The sequence below is a fragment of the Sagittula sp. NFXS13 genome (assembly GCF_040148795.1).
GTDB lineage: Bacteria > Pseudomonadota > Alphaproteobacteria > Rhodobacterales > Rhodobacteraceae > Sagittula > Sagittula marina.
Genome location: NZ_JAGEMH010000006.1, coordinates 102,806 through 123,847, shown reverse-complemented (window position 1 = coordinate 123,847; position 21,042 = coordinate 102,806). Strand labels below are relative to the sequence as shown.

The 21,042-nt window shown below is 61.1% G+C and carries 20 protein-coding genes; 10 read left to right on the top strand and 10 right to left on the bottom strand.

Annotated elements, in window-relative coordinates; all coding sequences use genetic code 11:
- The first annotated feature begins 5 nt into the window (after positions 1-5).
- Genes J4E08_RS13955 through J4E08_RS13930 form a run of 6 tightly spaced genes read left to right on the top strand, consistent with a single transcriptional unit; the run spans position 6 to position 7,578 of the window.
- Positions 6-2,084, top strand: coding sequence for a 3-hydroxyacyl-CoA dehydrogenase NAD-binding domain-containing protein (locus tag J4E08_RS13955; protein WP_349539020.1), 2,079 nt, complete (start codon positions 6-8; stop codon positions 2,082-2,084).
- On the top strand, positions 2,081-3,256 hold the full coding sequence (locus tag J4E08_RS13950) for an acetyl-CoA C-acyltransferase (protein ID WP_349539019.1): 1,176 nt from the start codon (positions 2,081-2,083) through the stop codon (positions 3,254-3,256). Before J4E08_RS13955 ends, J4E08_RS13950 begins: the two co-directional genes overlap by 4 nt.
- Positions 3,257-3,267: 11 nt before the next feature.
- Positions 3,268-4,464, top strand: coding sequence for an acyl-CoA dehydrogenase family protein (locus tag J4E08_RS13945; protein WP_349539018.1), 1,197 nt, complete (start codon positions 3,268-3,270; stop codon positions 4,462-4,464).
- 3 nt (positions 4,465-4,467) lie between these two features.
- A complete protein-coding gene (locus tag J4E08_RS13940; protein ID WP_349539017.1) occupies positions 4,468-5,580 on the top strand; it encodes an acyl-CoA dehydrogenase family protein in 1,113 nt (370 codons plus the stop codon).
- Positions 5,577-5,996, top strand: a complete 420-nt coding sequence (locus J4E08_RS13935) for a PaaI family thioesterase (RefSeq protein ID WP_349539016.1) — start codon at positions 5,577-5,579, stop codon at positions 5,994-5,996. The genes J4E08_RS13940 and J4E08_RS13935 overlap by 4 nt, the downstream gene beginning before the upstream one ends.
- A gap of 55 nt (positions 5,997-6,051) precedes the next feature.
- Positions 6,052-7,578 carry a class I adenylate-forming enzyme family protein gene (locus J4E08_RS13930; RefSeq protein ID WP_349539015.1) on the top strand — a complete coding sequence of 509 codons (1,527 nt, stop codon included), beginning with the start codon at positions 6,052-6,054 and terminating at the stop codon, positions 7,576-7,578.
- Here the strand turns inward: J4E08_RS13930 and J4E08_RS13925 are convergent.
- The 4 genes from J4E08_RS13925 to repA form a co-directional block, all read right to left on the bottom strand.
- Positions 7,563-8,171, bottom strand: a complete 609-nt coding sequence (locus J4E08_RS13925; protein ID WP_349539014.1) for a 2-dehydro-3-deoxy-6-phosphogalactonate aldolase — start codon at positions 8,169-8,171, stop codon at positions 7,563-7,565. The genes J4E08_RS13930 and J4E08_RS13925 overlap by 16 nt on opposite strands.
- A gap of 76 nt (positions 8,172-8,247) precedes the next feature.
- On the bottom strand, positions 8,248-9,345 hold the full coding sequence (locus J4E08_RS13920) for a helix-turn-helix domain-containing protein (protein WP_349539013.1): 1,098 nt from the start codon (positions 9,343-9,345) through the stop codon (positions 8,248-8,250).
- Between the two features lie 187 nt (positions 9,346-9,532).
- The gene (gene repB / locus J4E08_RS13915) at positions 9,533-10,489 is read right to left on the bottom strand and encodes a plasmid partitioning protein RepB (protein WP_349539012.1); all 957 of its coding nucleotides are present in this window, start codon (positions 10,487-10,489) and stop codon (positions 9,533-9,535) included.
- Positions 10,489-11,673 carry a plasmid partitioning protein RepA gene (repA, locus tag J4E08_RS13910; RefSeq protein WP_183968550.1) on the bottom strand — a complete coding sequence of 395 codons (1,185 nt, stop codon included), beginning with the start codon at positions 11,671-11,673 and terminating at the stop codon, positions 10,489-10,491. Before repA ends, repB begins: the two co-directional genes overlap by 1 nt.
- A gap of 552 nt (positions 11,674-12,225) precedes the next feature.
- Here repA and J4E08_RS13905 point away from each other — a divergent pair.
- On the top strand, positions 12,226-13,113 hold the full coding sequence (locus J4E08_RS13905) for a LysR substrate-binding domain-containing protein (protein WP_349539011.1): 888 nt from the start codon (positions 12,226-12,228) through the stop codon (positions 13,111-13,113).
- Positions 13,114-13,169: 56 nt separating this feature from the next.
- Here the strand turns inward: J4E08_RS13905 and J4E08_RS13900 are convergent, their stop codons facing one another.
- Positions 13,170-14,342 (bottom strand): muconate/chloromuconate family cycloisomerase, encoded by a 1,173-nt coding sequence (locus J4E08_RS13900; RefSeq protein WP_349539010.1) that lies wholly within the window; start codon positions 14,340-14,342, stop codon positions 13,170-13,172.
- Positions 14,343-14,429: 87 nt separating this feature from the next.
- Positions 14,430-15,299 carry an intradiol ring-cleavage dioxygenase gene (locus J4E08_RS13895; protein ID WP_183968544.1) on the bottom strand — a complete coding sequence of 290 codons (870 nt, stop codon included), beginning with the start codon at positions 15,297-15,299 and terminating at the stop codon, positions 14,430-14,432.
- A 232-nt stretch (positions 15,300-15,531) separates the two neighbouring features.
- Between J4E08_RS13895 and J4E08_RS13890 the strand changes: the two genes are divergently transcribed.
- Together J4E08_RS13890 and J4E08_RS13885 are read left to right on the top strand one after the other, a co-directional pair.
- The gene (locus J4E08_RS13890) at positions 15,532-15,906 is read left to right on the top strand and encodes a hypothetical protein (RefSeq protein WP_349539009.1); all 375 of its coding nucleotides are present in this window, start codon (positions 15,532-15,534) and stop codon (positions 15,904-15,906) included.
- Positions 15,903-16,760: an alpha/beta fold hydrolase gene (locus J4E08_RS13885; RefSeq protein ID WP_349539008.1), complete on the top strand. Its 858-nt coding sequence runs from the start codon at positions 15,903-15,905 to the stop codon at positions 16,758-16,760. The genes J4E08_RS13890 and J4E08_RS13885 overlap by 4 nt, the downstream gene beginning before the upstream one ends.
- A gap of 153 nt (positions 16,761-16,913) precedes the next feature.
- Here J4E08_RS13885 and J4E08_RS13880 read toward each other — a convergent pair whose 3' ends face one another.
- The 4 genes from J4E08_RS13880 to J4E08_RS13865 are packed head-to-tail and all read right to left on the bottom strand — an operon-like array spanning position 16,914 to position 19,681.
- On the bottom strand, positions 16,914-17,714 hold the full coding sequence (locus tag J4E08_RS13880) for a quinoprotein dehydrogenase-associated SoxYZ-like carrier (protein ID WP_349539007.1): 801 nt from the start codon (positions 17,712-17,714) through the stop codon (positions 16,914-16,916).
- Positions 17,711-18,646: a YncE family protein gene (locus J4E08_RS13875; RefSeq protein WP_349539006.1), complete on the bottom strand. Its 936-nt coding sequence runs from the start codon at positions 18,644-18,646 to the stop codon at positions 17,711-17,713. Before J4E08_RS13875 ends, J4E08_RS13880 begins: the two co-directional genes overlap by 4 nt.
- Positions 18,633-19,181: an SRPBCC family protein gene (locus tag J4E08_RS13870; protein ID WP_349539005.1), complete on the bottom strand. Its 549-nt coding sequence runs from the start codon at positions 19,179-19,181 to the stop codon at positions 18,633-18,635. The genes J4E08_RS13875 and J4E08_RS13870 overlap by 14 nt, the downstream gene beginning before the upstream one ends.
- Positions 19,178-19,681, bottom strand: coding sequence for a DUF3280 domain-containing protein (locus J4E08_RS13865; protein ID WP_349539004.1), 504 nt, complete (start codon positions 19,679-19,681; stop codon positions 19,178-19,180). Before J4E08_RS13865 ends, J4E08_RS13870 begins: the two co-directional genes overlap by 4 nt.
- Positions 19,682-19,892: 211 nt before the next feature.
- Between J4E08_RS13865 and J4E08_RS13860 the strand changes: the two genes are divergently transcribed.
- The gene (locus tag J4E08_RS13860; RefSeq protein ID WP_246429424.1) at positions 19,893-21,035 is read left to right on the top strand and encodes a lanthanide ABC transporter ABC transporter substrate-binding protein PedA1; all 1,143 of its coding nucleotides are present in this window, start codon (positions 19,893-19,895) and stop codon (positions 21,033-21,035) included.
- Positions 21,036-21,042: the final 7 nt, after the last annotated feature.

The window sequence follows — 21,042 nt, the reverse complement described above, 5'->3', positions numbered from 1 at the left end:
ACACTATGACATCCCCCGTCCGCTACGACGTGACCGGCGAAATCGCCGTCATCACCATCGCCAATCCGCCTGTAAACGCCCTTGGCCACGCCGTACGGCAAGGTCTGTGGGACGCCATCGACCGATTTGATGCCGATGCAGAGGCGCGCATTGCCATCATCCTAGGCGAAGGTGCGCTGTTCCTTGGAGGTGCCGATATTTCCGAATTCGGAAAGCCGCCCAAGGAACCGCACCTGCCCGACGTCTGCACACATATCGAACGCGCGTCCAAACCTGTGATTGCCGCTGTGCACGGTCCTGCTTTGGGCGGCGGATGCGAAGTCGCCCTTGGCGCCCACTACCGCATGGCCATCAAGGGCGCGCGCTTTGGCTTTCCAGAGGTGCAGCTGGGCTTGATCCCCGGCGCGGGCGGTTCCCAACGTATGCCGCGCCTCACCGGCGTTGGCCCGGCGCTGGACATGATGCCGGCCGGCGGTTCCGTCACCGCAGATCAGGCGCTGGAGAACGGTTTTATCGACCATCTGGCCGACGGCGACGTCCACGAACAGGCGATGATCTACGCCAAGGGTCTGCTGGCGGATGGTGTGGACGTCCGCCGCGTCGGTGACCTGCCCTGCCCCGCCTATGAGGCCGATGCATTTGACGCGGCCCGCACGCTGTGGACGCGCAAGGCCCGCGGCGAAGTCGCCCCGCTGACCGCAATCGACGCCGTGGAGGCCGCCACCCGCCTGCCATTCGACGAAGGCATCAAGGAAGAGCGCCGCCTGTTCCTGTCCCTGATGGAAACGCCACAGCGCGCTGGCATGATCCATGCCTTTTTCAACGACCGCAAAGTCTCGAAGCTGCCAGAGCTGAAGGGCGTGGCCCCGCGTGATATCGCCTCTGTCGGGGTGATCGGCGGCGGCACCATGGGCGCGGGTATCGCCACCGCCTGCTTGCTGGCAGGCCTCCCCGTGACACTGGTGGAACGCGACGAAGCCAGCGCGGAAAAGGCCCGCACCACGATCACCGGCAACCTCGACGCTGCCGTGAAACGCGGAAAGCTGAAGGACGCCGAAAGCACCCTGACCAAGCTGACCACGGTCACCGACTACGCCGCGCTGTCCGACGTGGACCTCGCCATCGAAGCCGTGTTCGAGGACATGAGCGTCAAGCACGACGTATTCACCAAACTCGACGCGGTGATGAAGCCCGGTGCGGTTCTTTCCACCAACACCTCCTACCTGGACGTGACCGAAATCGCTGCGGCGACCTCTCGTCCTGCCGACGTGATCGGACTGCACTTCTTTTCCCCGGCGCATGTGATGAAGCTGCTGGAAATCGTTGTGCCGGACACCACCGCGCCTGAGGTGACAGCCACCGCTTTCGCTCTGGCCAAGCGGTTGAAAAAAACCGCCGTAAAGGCTGGTGTCTGCGACGGCTTCATCGGCAACCGGATCCTCGCCACCTATCGCGGTGCGGCGGACAGGATGATCCTCGCCGGTGCCTCCCCTTGGGAGATCGACGCGGCGATCAAGGCGTTTGGCCTGCCCATGGGGCCGTTCGAGATGGGTGACCTGGCTGGTCTCGACATTGGTTTCATGACCCGGCAGCGCAAAGCGCCCGACCGCGACCCGCGCGACATCGTGCCCAAATGGGCCGATGCCATGTATCACAACGGTTGGCTGGGGCAGAAAACCGGACAGGGGTATTACACCTACGAGGGTCGCAAGGGTACACCGAACGACGCAGTGAAACCGCTGATCGACGAGGCCCGCGGCGACCGCCCGCAGCTCGACTTCACCCCGGAAATGATTCAGCGACGCTACATGGCGGCCATGGTCAACGAGGCCGCCAAGGTCGTCGGCGAAGGCATTGCCGCCCGTCCGCTCGATGTGGATGTGACGCTGCTCTATGGCTACGGGTTTCCACGCTGGCGCGGCGGCCCGATGCATTGGGCCGACAGCGTCGGGCTGGACGCGCTGCTCGACGACATCAAGGGCTGGGCCAAGGACGATCCCTATTTCTGGCAACCCGCTCCGCTGCTCGAACAGCTCGTGGCCGAAGGCCGCACCTTCTCCGACCTGAACGAGGCCTCAGCATGAGCCGCGCCGTCATCGTCTCCACTGCTCGCACCGCCATCGGCAAGGCCGCGCGTGGGGCGTTCAACCAGACCCACGGCGTCACGATGGCGGGGCATGTCGCCCGCCACGCCGTCGACCGCGCCGGGATTGACCCCGCCCTGATCGAGGACAGCATCTGGGGCACCGGCTATCCGGAGCATGTCACAGGCGGCAACCTTGGCCGTCAGGCGGTGATCCGTGCCGGGCTGCCCGTCACCATCGCCGGAACAACGGTGAACCGCTTCTGCGCCAGTGGCTTGCAGGCCATCGCCATGGGCGGTCGCGCCATCAATGAAGGCGCGCGCGCCATGTTGGTCGGCGGAGTCGAAAGCATCTCCATGAACCAGCCCACGCCGCGCCACGCCCGCGAGGCGTGGATAGAGGCCAACAAGCCCGACCTCTACATGACCATGATCGACACCGCCGACACCGTTGCCGCGCGCTACGGCATCTCGCGCGCGGCGCAGGATGCGCTGGCCGTCGAAAGCCAGCGCCGCACCGCCGCCGCACAGCAAGCCGGGCTGTTTGACGATGAAATCGTGTCAATCGACGTGACCAAAGCGGTGAAGGACAAGGAAACCGGCGAGGTCACGCATCAGGCGCTGACCCTGGCGCTGGACGAATGCAATCGCCCCGGCACCACGCTGGAAAGCCTCTCCGGCCTGAAACCAGTGATGGGAGAGGACAAGTTCGTCACCGCAGGCAATGCCTCGCAACTCTCTGACGGGGCCGCGAGCCTCGTGATGATGCACGAGGAGGAGGCCGCCCGCGCCGGCATCGCCCCGCTGGGCCGCTATCTTGGCTACGCGGTGTCAGGCTGTGAACCCGACGAAATGGGCATCGGCCCGGTCTTTGCCATTCCGCGGTTGCTGGACCGCCACGGGCTGACGGTGAGCGACATCGACCTGTGGGAGCTGAACGAAGCCTTCGCCTCTCAGGTCATCTATTGCCGCGACACGCTTGGCATCGACGACGCCAAGCTCAACGTGAACGGCGGCTCGATTTCCATCGGGCATCCGTTCGGCATGACAGGGGCGCGCATGACCGGGCACCTGCTGCGCGAAGGGCGTCGCCGTGGCGCAAAACTTGGCGTCGTCACAATGTGTGTCGGCGGCGGCCAAGGCGCGGCCGGCCTGTTTGAAATCTTCCAATAAGGGGTATCGAGATGGACCTTGGCTACACCGATGAGCAAAAGGCGTTCCGCGACGAAGTCCGCGCCTTCCTGAACGACGACCTGCCCAAACGCCTGTCCGACAAGGTTGCAGGCGGCAAGCGTCTGACCAAAGAGGATTACGAGGACTGGCACGCCATCCTCAACGAGCGGGGTTGGCTTGGGGTCAACTGGCCCAAGGAGCACGGCGGCACCGGCTGGAACGCCGTGCAACGCCACATTTTTGAGGAAGAAACCACCAAGGCGCACGCCCCGCGCATCGTACCCTTTGGCCTGGCGATGCTTGGCCCGGTGTTGATGGCCTTCGGCTCGGACGCGCAAAAGGCACACTACCTGCCGCGCATCCTGAACGGCGACGACTGGTGGTGTCAGGGCTATTCCGAACCCGGCGCCGGGTCGGATCTGGCCAACGTGCAGACCATGGCCGTGCGCGACGGCGACGACTACATCGTCAACGGGCAAAAGACATGGACCACGCTCGGCCAGCACGCCAACTGGATCTTTTGCCTTGTGCGAACGTCAAAGGAAGGCAAGCGGCAGGAGGGGATCTCCTTCTTGCTGATCGACATGAACACGCCGGGGATAGAAGTCCGCCCCATTGTGCTGATCGACGGCGAACCGGAGGTCAACGAGGTCTGGTTCAAGGACGTGCGCGTGCCTGCGGCGAACCTCGTAGGCGAGGAAAACAAGGGCTGGACCTACGCCAAATACCTGCTGACCCATGAGCGCACCAACATCGCCGGTGTGGGCTTTGCCCGCGCGGGACTGTCGGCGCTCAAACGCATCGCAGGCGGCCAGATGGAACATGGCAAGCCGCTGATCGAAAATCCCTTCTTTGCCGCCAAGGTGGCACAGGTGGAAATCGATCTGATGGCTATGGCGACCACCAATCTGCGCACCATCTCTGCCGCCGCCGAAGGACAGGCCCCCGGCGCCGAAAGCTCCATGCTCAAGGTCAAGGGCACCATCATCCGTCAGGAAATCAACGCTCTGGCCAAACAGGCGATTGGCCCCTTTGCCGCGCCATTCATCTCCGAGGCGCTGGACGAGGGCAGCAATGTTGAACCTGTCGGCCCCGATGCGGCGATGCCCGCCACGCAGGCCTATTTCAACAACCGCAAACTCTCGATCTACGGCGGCTCCAACGAGGTGCAGCGCACGATCATTTCCAAAACGATGCTGGAGCTCTGAGACATGGATTTCAACCTCACCGAAGAACGCCAGATGCTTCAGGACGGCCTGCGCCGCTATCTGGCCGACGCCACCGACCACGACAAGATCGCCACCACCACCGATGGCCCCACCGGGCTCGACACCCCACTTTGGGACGCGCTGACCGAAATGGGCCTGCCCGGCGCCATGTTCACTGAGGATCAGGGCGGCTTTGGCGGCGCCGGTTTTGACATCATGGTCGTGGCAGAGGAACTCGGCCGCGCAGGTCTGCCGACGCCGTTGATCGATTCCGCGCTGCTGTCGGGCACCGTCATTGCCCAGACGCGCCCTGATCTGGTGGAGGACCTTGTGGCAGGCCGCATCCTTGGCTTCGCCCATGCCGAAGCAGGAGCGCGCTATGACCTGTCGCATGTGACCACACGTGCCGAACGCACGGCCGACGGCTGGCGGGTCACAGGGACCAAATCGCTGGTACAGTTTGCGATGGCCGCTGATGGCTTTGTCGTCAGCGCGCGCACCTCGGGCGATGTGACATCGCAGGACGGCATCAGCCTGTTTCTGGTCCCCGGCGATCAGGTCACCCTGCGCGATTACCCGCTGAACGGCGGCGGTCGGGCGGCGGAGATGACCATCGACGCGACCCTGCCTGAAAACGCACTGCTGGGCGAGGCAGGCACTGCATACACGCTGCTGGACACCGCTCACGCCCGCGCCACCGCCGCGCAATGCGCCGAAGCGCTCGGCCTGATGGAAACCATCAAGACGCTGACCGTCGAATACCTGCAACAGCGCAAGCAGTTCGGCCAGCCCATCGGCAAATTTCAGGCGCTGCAACATCGTATGGCCGATGTGCTGATCGAGATCGAACAGGCGCGATCGAGCGTCATCAATCTTTGCGGCAATCTCGACCAACCAGAACGCGATCTGCATGTGTCTGCGACCAAGAACCTGATCGGCCGTGCAGCTCGTCTGGTGGTCGAAGAATCCATTCAGATGCACGGTGGCATCGGCATGACGCAGGAATATGCGCTCGGTCACTTTGCCAAGCGGCTGTCGATGATCGATCACCGCTTTGGCGACGTCGATTACCATCTGGAACGGTTCATCCGCCTGTCCATGGAACGGGCCGCATGATTGAACGGATCAATGGCGAAACCGGCACCCAGCGCACGCTGGGCTACACGGTCGAGGTCGGGCACCCGGACGGCGGCGCACGCTGCTGGCTGGACGTGTCTGACGCCCATGTGAACCGCCATGACGTGTTGCATGGCGGGATCGCGGCAACGCTGCTGGACAATGCCATGGGGGCAACGTCATCGCTGACCGCCGATGACACCGGGCGCGTGCCCTTTCTGACGATCTCGATGACAACGCAGTTCATGGCCCCTGCCTTTGCAGGGAAACGCGTGACCGCAGCGGGCCGCGTCACTGGCGGTGGGCGATCACTGCTGTTCCTCGCTGCCGATCTGATTGACGAAGACGGACGTCTCATCGCCTCTGCCACCGGGGTGTTCAAACGCGCGCGCCTCGACACCGGTGGCGACGCCTGAGGCATCCCGACGAACAGTTCGGCGCAGACACAATGCGCACACTCTGGGAGGAGTCATGACACACCATACTGCGCCAACGCGCATTCACCATTTGATCGACCACAACGCCGCCGTGCGCCCCGACGCCCCCGCCATCAAGGATTGCGACGGTCGTGTCTATTCATGGGCGGAGTATGCCAAGCTGACCGAAGACGCGGCACGCCTGCTGGCCAATCACGGTGCCGCTCCGGGCGAACGCGTTCTCATCGTGGGCGAAAACTGTCTGGCCTTGCCGGTGTTGATCAATGCGGCCTCGCGCATCGGCGCCTGGGCCGTGCCCGTGAACGCGCGCATGTCCGCGACGGAGGTTGCCCGCATCGCCGCCCATGCGCAGCCCGTGGTGACGCTGTTTACCAGCCACATTTCGCGCGAGGCCGCCAATCACGCAGGCGATGCGGCCCCCTGCCCCACCAGCTTTGGCGCGCTGCACGTCGTGCCCGGCCTGCCTGACCCCGAACCTGTGGTCGACAGCGCCGACACACCTGCGATCCTGCTCTACACGACCGGGACCACCGGCGACCCCAAAGGCGTCATGCTGTCCCACGCCAACCTTCTGTTCGCCGCCGACGCGTCGATGACCCTGCGCAGCCTCGTGCCCGAGGATCACGTCTACGGCGCGCTGCCGCTGACCCATGTGTTCGGCGTCGCCTCCATGATGATGGCCGCAGCATGTGCCGGGTCGATGATTGAACTGGCCACACGGTTCAATCCGGCAAAGCTGTTCGAAGCCCTGCGCGCCGGGGCCACCGTCATGCCCGCCGTGCCGCAGATGCACGCATTGCTCATGGCCCATGCCGAAGAGCTCGGCGAAACAACGCTCGGTGCGCCCCGCCTCCGCTATATTTCCTCCGGGGCAGCGCCGCTTGATCCCTCGTGGAAGCGCAAGGCAGAGGCGTTCTACGGCCTGCCGCTGCAAAACGGCTATGGCATGACCGAAAGCACCGCGGGCGTGACCGGGACCCGAAATGCGATTGGCGATCCCGACGCGTCCGTCGGCCCACCTTTGCCCGGCTGCGAGGTCAGGCTGGACCTGACCTTTGGCGAAGACCCGGAAGTCGGCGAGGTCCTCACCAGAGGGCCGCATGTCATGGTTGGGTACTTCCGCAACCCATCCGCCACGGCGCAGACGGTTCAGGACGGTTGGCTGCGCACCGGCGATCTGGGCCGCATTGATCCGCAAGGGCGCCTGCACATCGTCGGTCGGTCAAAAGAGCTGATCATCCGCGGCGGTTTCAACGTCTATCCGCCAGAGGTGGAGGCCGCTTTGAACGACCATCCAGACGTGGTGCAATCCGCTGTCATCGGGCGGAGCCGCGGCGGTGACGAAGAGGTCATCGCCTTCGTCCAGCCCCGTGCCCCCGGGGTGGTGGATCCGGAGACCCTGCGCAGTTTTGCCGCCGACAGGCTGGCTGGGTACAAACGCCCCAGCCGTATCTTCGTGGTAGACAGCTTGCCGGCTGCGGCCACGGGCAAGATCCTCAAACACCAGTTTGCCAAGCATTTTGTCGACCTGCTGGCGGAAGAGGATCAGCCTTCCGTCTGAGCGTCGTAAGCCGCGACGATGGTTTTGGCACGGTCTTCGACCTCCCCGGCGGACAAGCCAGGGGTATAAAGCGCCGTGCCAATGCCAAAGCCATCTGCACCGGCCTTGATCCATTCGCCAAAGTTATCGGTCCCCGCGCCACCAACGGCAAACACAGGCACCTCCTTGGGCAATACGGCCCGCATCGCCTTTAGCCCGGCGGGCCCAATCAGAGAGGCAGGAAATATCTTAAGCCCGTCTGCGCCCGCCCTGAGGGCAGAGAATGCCTCCGTGGGAGTCATAACGCCGGGATAGCTGGCAAGGCCCAAGGCTTTGCTGCGTGCAATGACGTCCGTGTTCGCATCCGGGGATACGATCAATCGACCGCCTGCTGCGGCGACGTCGTTCACTTGGTCCACACTCAAGACGGTCCCTGCCCCGATCTGCGCCTGGTCACCGAACTTCTCGACCATCAAACTTATTGATTTCAAAGGCTCCGGTGAATTCAGAGGCACTTCGATGCGGTCAATGCCGCTGTCTATGAGCGCCGCCGTGATGTCTAACGCTTCGCTGGGTCTCAGACCTCTTAGGATGGCAATGATTGGTCTGGACACGATGAAGGCTCCTGTTTTGCGTCGCAATTTTACGTCAAGTAATTGATATTACTTGATAAACGGCAATATCTAAGTGTCATGCTGCGAACTTGGATCTTGGTGAGTGTATAGTTTGTGACAAAAGCTGGCGCCAGTTCAAACTGCCATTCTCTATGTCTCTGACAAGGGCCAAGGCATAACGTCTCGCATTGCGCACCTTGTCGCCACGTTCCAAGATGTATCCCAACAACAGGAAGCTCATAGCGGGTCCTTTGGCGCATAGCTTTGGCCAGATCTGTGTGAGACCCAAACATGAGGCTATGTGTTCCAATCTGTCAGCGCATTCGCGTTGTGTTGTAGCGGTTCTTATTTCGGCACACAGGGTTGGGAATGACGCTTTTACGGTGTTCTCGTCCAAATGGATATCTGATGTGTTTGTCGAACTTACTGATGGGTTTAATTCTGGTTCTTTGTGCCCCTCAACCTTAGTGTCTGGGACCATCAATTTGGCAGCTTCGGGATCGTTATCCTCAGGCTTACCCACGACTTTCTTTGATAGCGTTTTCAGCAGTTCGTTCAGGGCATCCTCACATGGAGCGCGTCGCAGGAGACGTGCGGCGTGTTGGTAGAAGGCATCATCTTTCGAAAGACCCATAGTGTTCTTGACATGGGCCAGTGCGAGGGCACAGCGGTCCCTGAGCGTGCGCAAACGCTCCGCGAACACCGCATACTCTTCTGCAATGTCTGAGAGCTCTTGGTGACGGTCCACCATAGGCAGGACACTCAAACCGCTGGCCAGGACCACCCTGCCCTTCCGGTCTCTGCGGGCCCAACGTTTTCCATTGCCGCTGCACACGCGCTCCACGAGCCCGAGATCCACCAGCCGAGAGATATGGCGCTCCACGGTTTGGACGCTTACATGGGCGCGTTCAGCAAGGCTAGCGTTCGAGGCGAAACAAATGTGAGTATCTACCTTAGCTGGGCTGACGCGATCAGCCCGCATGAAAGACAGCATCGCGCGCAACAGCGTCAATGACGTTGACTTTAGCCCAAGCGGCACGCGGGCGGCTTCCACGGTTCGAAGCAGATACCATTTGTCTGGGGCCGTTACGGATCCGTTGGACACAGCACTGTAGTGCCCTGCCGATGCGACAGAGCTTCCCCCATTGGGGGGCATTCCTGAAAATTTGGTCATATTTGGCCAGCAGGCAAAGAAATCCCGTCCGCACAGGTGCGTTTTTTCTTGTTCAGTGATTCGAGTGCTGCTAACCTCTAGGTGTCAAGCTAAGGGCGCTTTCAGCGCTACAGCCCTCGAAGCCTCCGGTTTCGGGGGTTTTTCTTTACTTTGCATCCTCCTTTCTGCTCTTCCTCGATGTTTGATTTCAGTCTTCTGGATCGTTTACAGCTGTAAACGACCGGAACTGATCCTGAATGATTCGATCGATATTAGCGTCCAACCACTGGCCAAATTCTGCGTTGGCCCCTGTTTTGGCGATGGATACTGATACCGCGCCGCGCCCGGATTTCACGATCACGCCCTCAACGGGCGTTGTTTCGCGGCTTTGAGTTGGCCGCGCACCGCGCCGTGAGATCTCTTTCAAAAGCTCGTCCAGACGCTCGTCAGAAGATGCCTCTTTGATCTTGGCGAGGATCGCGATGGCCGCGCTCTCGGTCACCTTTGCCGCGACAAAGGCTTCGGCCAAGGCGGTCCATTTCGGTCGGCCCGATTTTGGCGCTGCCCCGATTTCGTCGCCTACCGCGTCTGGCACGTTGTCAGTCACTTTCGTGAGGTGTGACAACTGCGGGGCGCTGAGGCCAAGAACCTTGCGGGCTGTTTTGGAGTCGTGTCCCGCAGATAAAATGACAGCCGCAAACCTCGCCTTTTCGTAAAACGACAGATTGCGCCGCGCCGCGTTCTCCAGGCCTTTGGCCAGCAAAGCGGCGGCATCGTCGAGGTCCTGCACGTTGGCACGGACTTTGACGCCGAGTTCTCGACATGCTGCAAGACGGCGCCTGCCGTAGATGACTTCGAACCGCCCCTCGGTCCCAGTGCGCCTGACAAGGATCGGGACTTGCTGACCACCGTCACGAATGCTGTCGACGAGTGCATCAAAGCCCTCCCCGTCGTCCTCGGATTTTACAACTGTAAACCCTTCCATCCTGTCCTTGGGTCCCCAGTCGTCGATCATCGCGGGGTCGATCTCTCGTATGGCGGACAAAGATCCCTGAAGCGCGCCAAGCGCCGGGGCGCTGGATCGGGTCGGGCGCTCCTTGCTTGGGCCAGAGCGTGCAATCGTGTTGGCAATGCCGGACATGCCGCCAAGAGTTTTACGTGCCATCAGCTACGCCCCCATGCTTTCTGGACCATTGTTTCAATCTCGAGACCGACAGCATCCATCGACTGCTTGGCGCGATCATACGTGGCGCGCGTCATGTCTGATCGGACGACTTCGTAAATGGATTGCTTTAGCATCGTCGCGTCGCTGATCGCGGTGGACTTCAACGCGGTGGAGGACATGACGCGATCTTGAAACAGCGCGCGCATGAAGCTGGTCAACTGCTGCGAAGGAACGTCCGTGGGTTCGTCCCGAGTGATCAAGAACCGAAAGTTGTCGTAGTGCAGTTTGGCGCCGGCGTCTTCGATAACGCCCATGTAGGCTCCGACGAGCTCCATGAACTGAGCGGTTGAGGACACATCCAACATGGATGGCGTCAATGGCACGATCAACGATGTGGCGGCTGCCATGCCGGATATTGTCAAGAACCCAAGCTGCGGCGGGCTGTCCATCAGGACGATGTCGTAATCCGCTTCGACTTGCTCCAGTGCTGATCGGATCCGGGTAAAGAACGGTTGATCTGGCGCAGAGTGAACCGCGGATTCCGTCTCGAATTCCGACAACATCAGGCGGGACGGGGCCAGCGATAGCCCCGGGAAATACGTCTCTTGGATGACGTCGGCCAAAGGCACCGGGTCCTCGTATCGGATGGCGTCATACATGGTGAGGCCGTCGAATTCGATCTCCGGAGAAATGCCGCACATCGACGTCAAAGACCCCTGCGGGTCGAGGTCCATCACCAGTACTTTGTAGCCGCGAAGGGTCAGGTAGTGCGCCAGGTGGATCGTCGTGGTGGACTTGGACGATCCGCCTTTGAAATTCATCAGCTGCCAAACCTGTAGCTTGTCGCCATCGCGCCGGCCGGGAAGATACCGGCCTTTCTTACGAGACGTGGCTTCCAGAATGTGGCGCGCCTCGCGCAGTTCGGTCACGGAATAATACCGGCGTCCGCCGCGAATGTCAGCGGGCTCGGGCAAGGTCTCTTCGGCGTGGGCCTTGCGGAGGAATTGAGCCGACACCCCCAGAAGCTCTGCCGCCTCTGGTGCAGAAAACGCGCGCAACGACTTTGTGTTGTCCGGCGCGAACGCAGACATGAGGTGTTCGCGGATTGCGCTTGTGAGGCGCTCTGATATATCCGTTGCCAACTCTGACGGACGGTCTGCTTCGATGGGTGTCACCGGAATCATGTAGTTGCCCCAATTTGCCGATTGTGGCCTTTTTCGCGCCACTTGGGGATAAAAGGTTCGATTCAGAGGTCTAAGTCAATGGGTTTTTGTCGAAATAGTGACTATTTCGCCTTAAATGCAATGGCTTCCGTTGCGAGGTCCGGCGTTTACAGCTGTAAACAATTCGGCCGAGACACCGCTTTCTGCCGCTCTTTAGGCCCGTGATCGCATTCAGATTTACCCGGACCTTCGAATTTCGGGTGAAGTCTCTAAAGGGCGGGAAAGCAGATGAGGTTCGCTAAGCATGAAAATCGCTTCCGAAGAAGTGGTTCGGTTGCTCATCCGGAATTTTTGTCAGGCGTTATGAGGCGTGGTGCAGAGACTTCGCAACACGGTGCGAGGTGGTGATGTCAGTTTACATTGGTCCCTGTCGTCTGCGGCTTGCCGCGCATGCGTACCTGAGCGCTTTGAAGCCAGGCGAAGGGTGTCGGTTTTGGCCTGCCACGCTCTTACCGAGATTGCATTATAGCGCCGATTTTGATACCTATTTCAATGATAGTCGGAGGTTTACCAATGGAATTGCGGCGTCTGACATACTTTCTAGCGGTGGCGGAAGAGCTGCATTTCGGACGCGCCGCGTCCCGTCTCGAAATCGCGCAGCCCCCTTTGTCACGACAGATCGCTGCGCTTGAAGCCGACATTGGCACATTGTTATTCGACCGCTCGCGTAGCCAAATCCGGCTGACCCAGGCGGGGACAGTGCTGGAACGGCATGCGCGCGTGCTCGTTGACCGATTGGAAGCCGCGTATAAAGAGACGCGGCTGGTGGGCGACGGCGGGGCAGGGCGGTTGCGTGTGGCGTTTGTGGGATCCGCGTCGCACGGCGTATTGCCGAACCTGATAAAGTCGTATCGCTCTCACTTTCCGAAAGTGGAACTGGCGCTTTCGGCTATGAACAATGCAGAACTGCACTCTGCCTTGGTGCAGCGAGAGATCGACTTGGCCGTTGCGCGCCCGTCCCTGAAGGACGATGAGTTGCGCGCGGAAGTATTGGTGCACGAGGAGCTGATACTTGCGTTGCCGGATAATTCGGATGTGGCGTCACGTGACCCGATCGCGTTGAAAGACCTCAGCGACCAGACCTTTGTTCTGTATCCGCGCAGGCCGCGCCCATCTTACGCTGACTCCGTATTGGATATTTGCCGAAAGGAAGGGTTTGAGCCTGCCGCGTTGGAATTGGCGCAGGATTTTCAGACGGCAATCAGTCTTGTGTCCGTGGGTGTGGGGATTTCCGTGGTGCCGGAAAGCGTGTCTCAGACCTCGCGCCCTGGCGTGGTGTTTCGCCGGTACGAAGGGTTCAATCCGGGAACGGGGCTTACCATTCACGCACGACGCGACAACCAGTCGGCGCAGGTCTCACAGTTCATGGACGTGACGCGGAAATTTGTACGCAAGCGCTGAGAAAGGCGCTTGCGACGGTTGAGTATGCCTAAGGCAAAGAAACAGGCGCGGGGCTGTCAGGGCTTGCGCGTCGCGTCGTCGAGTGCGTCGCGGTCTATTTCTATGCCCAAGCCGGGTCCAGCGGGTAGGTGGATGTGGAAGTCCTGAAAATGCAGGCCGCTTTTGGCCAGATCATTCTTCAGGATGCGCGGCCCGAAGTGTTCGCAGCCCCATTCCAGCTGTGGCAGAGTGGCGAAGACCGCCAGATGCGCGGCGGCCCCGATGCCGGATTCGAGCAGGCAACCGCCGTATAGCTCCATTCCGAAGGCGCTTGCCACGGCCGCAGCGCGTTTCATTTCCATCAGTCCGCCGGATTTCACCAGCTTGAGGGAGTAGACCGAGCCCGTAGCGGCGGTTGCGTTTTGCACGAGCTCTTGCGTGGAAAACGCGGCCTCGTCAGTCATGATCGGGATTGGCGAGCGCTGAGCGACGCGCGCGGTGGCGTCGAGCAAGCCTGGTTTTAGCGGCTGTTCGATCAGAGCGATGCCCATGTCCGCCAGTTCGGGCGCGTAGCGGATAAAGGTGGCCTCGGTCCATCCCTGGTTGATATCCACGACCATCTCCGTGCCCTCGGGCATGGATGTCATGATCTTGCGCAGACGGATCATGTCCTGCTTGGGATCATAGAAGCCCAGCTTGATCTTGAACCGGCGATGCTCACGGGCGGCCAGTTTGGTGCGGGCTTCTTCGATTTCCTGATCGGCATCGCCCGAGGCCAATGCCCACAGGACCTCTATCTTGTCGCGGACCGGACCACCGAGGAATGTTGTCGCCGGCAGGCCCATGGACTTTCCGGCGGCGTCATAAAGCGCGCTTTCGATTGCGGCGCGGGCGGAGGTGTTGCGGCTGACGGCCTTTTTCATCCGCAGAGCGTTCGCCTCGAATGCCTGTGCAGGTTGTCCGATCAGCGTGGGGGCGAGGTAGGTGTCGATGTTGGCCTTGATCGCCTCGACGCTTTCCTCTGACCAGCGGGGGCCGCCGAGGGTGCTTGCCTCGCCCCAGCCTGTCGTACCGTCGGCCAATGTAGCCTCGACGATCACGAAGGACTGGTGAGTGATTTCCGTGTTGGAGAGCTTGTGTCGCCGGGTCGTGATACAGTCGACGATGCGCGTTTCGAGGGATGTGATCGCCGTCTTTTGCGCGGCGATGCCGTCGATGTCTAACACCTCTGCGGTGCGGGGTGCGCTCATGTCCGGCTCCTGTCGGTTGGTCTGATGGCCCGTTGTATGGGCAGGTGTCCGCGCGCCGCCGGTGTGACTGCGCGCGGGTCTGTAGGTTTACTCGGCCGCCATGGCAAGAGATTGTTCGGCAAGGACAAAATCGAACTTCACATAAAGATCTGTGCCGTGATCTGCGCCGGTTTTCTGGAACTCACCGATGAGGTTTTCCTTCACCGCGAAGACGGAATCGTTGTCGAGGTAGTCCGAGGACGAGTCGTAGAGTTGCGAAATCAGCGTGCGGTAGCCGTCCTTTGCGATCATCACGTGGATGTGGCCCGGGCGCATGGTGTGGTGACCCATGTAGGAAATCATCTCGCCCGCGGTCCAGTCGGAGGGGATCGGATAGGGCACCGGGCGGATGGCGCGACAGGCGTAATATCCATTTTCATCGGTCTCGAAGCGACCGCGCAGGTTGTAATCGGGCTGTTCGGGATCGTGGTTTTCATACAGGCCATTGGGCGCATCTTCCCAGATGTCGATAACGGCCTGCTTTACCGGGTTGCCCTGAGCGTCCTTTACGTAACCCTCCATAAAGACGGTTTCTTCGGTGTCGAAGCTCTTTTGCACGATTGACGCGCCATGCGGCAGGACGGGTGCGTTTTCGCGGAAAAACGGACCAAGCACCGTGCCGGTGGTTTCACCGTTGGGTGTGGGGTTCGACAGCATGTCGCACAGCACCTCGACGCCCAGGATGTCCCCCAGCAGGATAAACTCCTGGCGTTTGTCCGAGCAGACCGCCCCGGCGCGGGCGAGGAAATCACAAGCTTGCATGAACTCTGCGTGGGTGAGGTTCACGTCCTTGCAGAAGCCGTGCAGATGCTTGACCAATGCGGTCATGATGTCCTTCTGGCGGTCGGGAATGTCTTGGCTGGCACCGATCGCCTCGACGACGACATCGGTCACGTTCTCTACGGTCACGTTACGCATTGGGTTCCTCCTCCTAAGCGTCAAACACAGGCCAGCCTTCAAACACCGGTCGTGCTTTGATAGGCAGACTGTGCACGTCAGACGGGTATCTGGGAAGAGACGCCGGAGGTATGGTGCGATATCGAAAAGGTCTCAGATGTGACGCCTTGGCGGGTATGAAGAGGTATTGTTTCATACCTTGCAGAGCCTGTCGCAGACGTCATGTTCTGCACGGACGAAACGGAGGCGCCTCATGCACGACACGCTCAAAGAGATTCAGGCAGGCTTGGACCGCAGTCCGCATCTGCATCGGATTGGGGCGCTGTTCTCGGAAACAGTGTTGCTGAAGGTGGATGGGCAGGAGTTCTACCTGGTCTTCGAAAAGGGGCGGATTGACCGCATCGTCGAAGGCCCGTCCAAGAAGACGCCTTACCGCTTTGGTTTTGTGACCGACGCCGAAGCACTGCGGGCCTTTTGGCAGCCACTGCCTGCGCCGGGCTTTCACGACATCTTTGCCATGGTAAAGATCGGCCGCGCTGACATCGTGGGTGACATGCTGCTGCTGGTGAAAAACTTGCGGTTTTTCAAAGAGGTTCTCGCCTTGGGACGTGAAGGAGTTGCCGCATGATCGAGCAAATTTGCGGGCGCTATGTCACGGTAGAGATCGCCGGTCGTCAGCAGCGCATCTATTTCGAAGAAGCGGGGCAGGGCCGTCCGGTGCTGTGTCTGCACACCGCCGGATCGGACACGCGGCAGTGGCGGCATATCCTGAACGATGCCGAGATCACGGCCACCAACCGTGTCATTGCCTTTGACATGCCATGGCACGGCAAGAGCCTGCCGCCCGAAGGGTTCCAGACCGAGGAATATCTGCTGTCCACGGAAGTCTACATGGAAACCGTGCTGGCCGTGGCGCGCGCGCTGGACCTGGACCAGCCGGTCCTGGCGGGCGTGTCCATGGGCGGGCGCATTGCACTGCAACTGGCGGTGCATCATCCGGACGCCTTCAGCGGGTTCCTTGCGATCGAAGCCAGCGACTTTCAGCCCGCCTGGTACGACATCGACTGGTTCCACCGGCCTGATGCTCATGGCGGCGAGATGGGCGCGGCGCTGGTCAGCACCAATATCTCTCCACATGCGCCTTTGGCCGAGCGTTGGAACACGTTGTGGATGTTCCAGCAAAGCGGGCCGGGCGTGTTCAGGGGGGATCTGTCCTTCTATACGCAGGACGATAGCCTTGTGGGCCAATTGCACCGGATCGACACGGCCAAGACGCCAGTGCACTTCATCGTCGGCGCATATGACTTCACCTGCACCCCCGAGGACGCGAAACGTACCGCCGATCAGATCGACGGGGCGACCCTGTCAATCATGGAAGAAGTCGGCCATTTTCCGATGAGCGAACATCCGGACGGGTTCCGTCCGTTCTTTGTCGACGGATTGGCGCGGATGCCGCAACCACAGGCGCAAATCGCAGGGTAAGTCAGACCCCATAAGGGGGCAGGCTGGTACATTTCGCCTGCCTCGTTAAATGCGGTCCTCGGCAATCGCATTGAGTGTTGCCGCCAATAGCAAAGTCATCACCGTCAGCAGCCCGCTGGCGGCGCTGATCGGCTATGCAGTCCGACTTTTGGACTAAAACCCGGCAACGTCCTTATGCGCTTTGCTCACCGTGCCGTCAGTGTCGGTCATGGTGACATCGACGGACCGTGTGCGGCCCGGCACGGACAGGCCGAGCGAGGGGTTTTCTGACAGGGATATAGAACCGGTCACATCCACATATCCCGCGCCGTCAACGTCGATCTGCACATCTTCGACATAGCGCATGGGGATATACAGAAGGCTGATCTGGTCCATCTGCATTCCGGAGTGAGAGGGGTGTTGGATGTCCAGATCCAGCCGCTTGTTCCGCGAGGCCAGCATAGCCAGTCGGTCTGTCGGGCCTCCGGGCAGCAGGTCCCCCACGTTCAGGTCCATGTTGCCCAATGTGGCCAGCGCCTCTGCCGGGTCGGTGCCCGGAGGCGCGGCGCAGGCCCCGGTGCCAGAGGTTTTTACGAAACCTTCAACCATCCAAAGCCTGCCGTCGGTGGTTTCTGCCACCACATGCAGCGGCGTGGGTCCGTTCACCCGCATGGTCACGTCAAAGAAGAACGATCCCTGCGGCTGATCCATGGTGAACACGGCTGAGACCGGCATGGGATTTTCGTCCAGAACAAGTGTGACCTCGCCAAGAGTCAGCCCTTCGGGCGCGCGGATCATGGCGGCGATCTGGGTGCGGGCGTCGTCTGGCGTGCGGTACGGCGCGTCGAGCGCGATCATATCGGAACCGTCCAGCAAAGCCCTCTCGCCCCAGACTTGAGGCGCGAGATCATCCCATGTGTCGGCCCAGGCGGGCAGGGCGGTTATCGCGACCAGAGCAATCGGCAACAGTTTCATTCCGTATCCTCCCTGATGAACACGCCAAAGGCACGCGGCCCGTCGGCGGTGTCGATCTGATCCACCATCTCCAGCGTTTGCGCGTCGATCACGCTGACCGAATTTTCGAACCAGTTTGCCACGACGAGGCGCGCGCCATCGGATGTGGTGTCGATTCCTTCCGGGTACTCTCCCACAGCAATCTTGCGCAGGTGTTGAAGCGTGTCGAGCGCGATGACGCTGACGGAATCTTCGTATTGGTTGGTGACAAAGGCGCGTCCCTTGGCAAACGCCACGCCATAGGGCCGGGTGCCCACAGGCACTGTGGCCAATATCATGCCGGTGTCGGGCTCCAAAACAGTGACGTCGTTGGAGCCGACATTGCCGACAAACAGCCGGCCCTCCGGGCCAAAGCGCAAGCCAAAGGGGCGGGAGCCGACTTTGACCGTCCGGTGCAATTTCAGGCTGTCGGCGTCGAACACCGACACCTGATCGGCATCCTTGTCCGCCGAAGCGAGCCAGCGGCCATCGGGGGACAGGGCAAGCCCGGCAGGGGCGGTGCCGGTGATGAGTTCGGTGACATGGGCGAGGTCGGTGGTCAAAACCCAGATGCGGGCGTTGTACCAATCGGTGACGAACAGCCGGGCGCGCGGCGCGTCCAGAACGATGCCAATCGGGCCGCCGTCCAGCACGATGTCCGCCTGCACCACGCCGTCGGGACCATATCGGCGCACCGTTGCGTCATCGGGTGACACGGTAAACACCGAACCGTCGGATGCTACGGCCACGCCTGCGGGTTTTCCCGGCACGTCCCAGGTGGCGCGCGTCTCTCCCGTGTCGAGGTCCAGCACGCTGAGCGCGTTGCCGTTCTGACAGGTGACATAGGCAAGATCCCCCGCCGCCACGGAGGTGGCCGCGAGGGTCAGGATCAGGGCAAGATCAGCTCGCCGCACCGAACCGCTCAACCAAAGCGTCGAGACCAAGTTGGTAAACAGCAGTCACGGCAGCCAGCGCGGCCTCGTCGTTGAGGTCCTCGGGGGGCTCGTTGTTGGGATAGCCGCGATAGAACGCACCGCGCCATTCAAAGATCGACCCGCCGCCGTCGCGCGGTTTCACCGTCACGTGGGACGAATAGTTGGTGACCGGCAGCACCGCTACGTCGTCCTCGCGAATGCGGTAGGAGTAGCTCATCTTCTCGTCGGAGAACTTGTAGAGCACCTCTTTGAGCGTCGGGCCGTCGGCGCCCTGATCGGACAGGTACAAATCACGCGTGGCGTCGATCTCGTTGCCGTTCTCTCCGGTCGAGGAAACCACAGCCGGGTGCCAGGACATGTCCTGGAAATCGCCAACGGCGGCCCAGACCTCTGCCGGATCGGCGGCCAGTTCGGTGGTCATCGTCACTTTTTGGCGCGACGGGCCGTGGGCCAGCGCCACGGCGGGCATGGCTGTGACCGCCGCTGCGGTCATCAGGAAATGGCGTCTTTTCATTGTTCCTCCCCATCGAAAAAAGCCGTTTTTAGGATGTAGCGCATCCCACGCATCCATGAGGCATCGGTGTTGCCGCGGATGTCCACCACGCGGCCCTTCACCGTCTCGCCGCTCGACGCGTCCCGCAGTTGCAGGTTCACCGTCAAGATCAGGTTTGAGATCTTCTGCACCTCGCCCACCAGCGCGTAATCCGCCCCAAGGTCGGTGGCCATGCGGGCGTCGCAGCCATAGCATTTCGCCGGATTGACCACGCGATCCAGCCTGTCCTGCACCGGCGCAAGATCAAGCAGTTCCCAGCCCTCTGCGGTGAACCTTTCGCGGACCAGCTCTTCGAGCATATCGCGGCGAACGAGTTCGGCAGGGTCCTGTCCAGCAGCTTCTGTCTGGATCGAATTGTCCAATAGATGGATCCCGAAAAACGCAACTTTTTCCCCGGCGGTGCAGGGCACTGCAAGGGTCAGCAGCGGGACAAGCAAAAGAGTGGTCAGCAGGCGGGCCATAGGCTCCTTCTCAGAAAATCTCTTAGAAATTAAGAGTCGTATACAATGGTGTCCCGGCTAGGCTGAGTGAACAACCCGACCAAAAGTATCGGTTGTAACGGTGTCTGTTTTTGTCAGGTTTCGATGAGGGAGCCTGACATGCCAACAGCAGGCCGGGGAGGATGATTTGATACGAATGTGCGCACCGCTTTTGGCGGCCGGTCTATATTGTATGAGTGCGCTTCAGGCCGCCGCTGTCGAGGTCGAGGCCGCCGTTCTGCGGATCGACTACCAGCGGCTTTTGCCGATTTCTCGGTATGACCTGAAAGCCGAGGACCTTGGCTTTGCCGGTGCGGCGCTGGCCGATGAGGACAACAACACGACCGGGTCGTTCCTCGGGCATACGTTCGAGACGCAAACGGTGGCCACCGCGCCGGACGGCGCTGATGCCGCAATGGATGCGCTGCTGGCCGATGGGGTCAAGCTGATCGTCGTGATGGCCGAGGCAGAGGATCTGTTGCGCCTGACCAAAAAGGCTGCGGCGCAGGATGCCATTGTGTTCAACGCCACAGCGCCCGACACGTCGCTGCGGGATCAGGGCTGCAACGCCAATCTGCTGCACATTGCGCCGTCCAATCAAATGAAAACCGACGCCGTGGCGCAATTCGCCAAGTGGAAGCAATGGGACCGCTGGTTCCTGATTTACGGGTCTAACCCGGCGGACCTTGCGCTGGCCGAAAGCTATCGGCGGTCGGCGCGCAAGTTTGGCGCTGACATTGCCGAGGACCGCATGTTCGAGGATCCTGGCGGCGCACGCCGCACGGACTCAGGCCACGTTATGGTGCAGCGACAGTTGCCGTTGGACACCCAGGGCGCATCGCGGCACGACGTGGTGATCGCCGCCGATGCGACGGATTACTTCGCGCGTTACCTCAGCTATAACCTGTGGGACCCGCGTCCGGTTATGGGCTCCGGCGGGTTGCGGCCCGTCAGCTTTCACGGCGCGCATGAGGCTTGGGGGGCGACGCAGTTTCAAACCCGGTTCGAGGCGCTGACCCGGCGCTATGTGCAGCCGGAGGATTACAACGTCTGGCTTGCCCTGCGCGTTGTGGGGGAGGCGGTCACGCGCGCCTCGACCAACGATCCGCAAGCGCTCCGTGACTATGTGCTGTCGGACGCCTTTGAACTGGCGGCCTTCAAGGGGCAGGCGGTCACGTTTCGCCCGTGGAACGGACAGCTCCGCCAGCCGATCATCCTGTACGACGGCATGATTACTGTCTCCGTCAGCCCACAGGACGGGTTTCTGCATCAGGTCACCAGCCTCGACACGCTGGGTCTGGATGAACCGGAATCCGCCTGCACCGCATTTCAGTGAGGACATC